Here is a 290-nt window from a genome sequence, read left to right as displayed (position 1 = left end):
GAATTACATGATAAATTCAGTGCAGAAATGATTCTTATAAACTATTATTAAATAAAATTTTTATTTTAATAATTCGAAAAAAGTGTATACATACACTTAAAAAGATTATATAATATTTTGTGCAATAAAATGACGAAAATAGAAAGAGGTATTGAATGAAAAGGGATAGAAAGCAGACATTTTCAATAAGAAAACTTACAATGGGAACTGGTTCAATATTATTGGGTATTACAATTTTTACTACACTAACTAGTCAAGAAGTTAAAGCTAGTGAAATTGGTAATATTCAT

General features: G+C 23.8%; 1 protein-coding gene. It reads left to right on the top strand.

Annotated features, from left to right (window positions below; genetic code table 11):
• Positions 1-155: 155 nt before the first annotated feature.
• On the top strand, positions 156-290 hold a 135-nt coding region (locus CD035_RS14260; RefSeq protein ID WP_414739583.1), incomplete at its 3' end, for a YSIRK-type signal peptide-containing protein.

It is taken from the genome of Mammaliicoccus sciuri (assembly GCF_002901825.1).
Classification (GTDB): Bacteria; Bacillota; Bacilli; order Staphylococcales; family Staphylococcaceae; genus Mammaliicoccus; species Mammaliicoccus sciuri.
This window is presented reverse-complemented; position numbering and strand designations above follow the sequence as displayed.